Raw genomic sequence first — 252 nt, 5'->3', positions numbered from 1 at the left:
CGAGCTTCTCCAGGCGGTCGGGCATGGCGGTGTCGCTGCCGGTGCTCAGACCCAGCTTGGCGCTCAGCGTGCGGGGGTTCGTCTCCTCGACGTCCAGCAGGATCTCCAGGCAGCGCAGGTCGGTCTCGTTGACGCCCAGCAGCCGGGCGAGCCCGCGGTCGAAGTCGTCGACGGCCGCCTGGTAGCTCTGGACGACTCTGCCCAGGTCCGGGCCGGACGGACCGGATTCCCTTTCGCTTGACATTCGAGATA

General features: G+C 68.3%; 1 pseudogene. It reads right to left on the bottom strand.

What is annotated here, in order from left to right:
* Nucleotides 1-252 (bottom strand): annotated as a pseudogene (locus KVT34_RS30650) (hypothetical protein); the annotation flags it as partial.

This window comes from Paenibacillus sp. GbtcB18, assembly GCF_019091125.1.
Taxonomy (GTDB): domain Bacteria; phylum Bacillota; class Bacilli; order Paenibacillales; family NBRC-103111; genus Paenibacillus_F; species Paenibacillus_F chitinolyticus.
The sequence above is the reverse complement of the archived record's forward strand: the minus strand, read 5'-3'. Positions and strand labels throughout refer to the sequence as shown.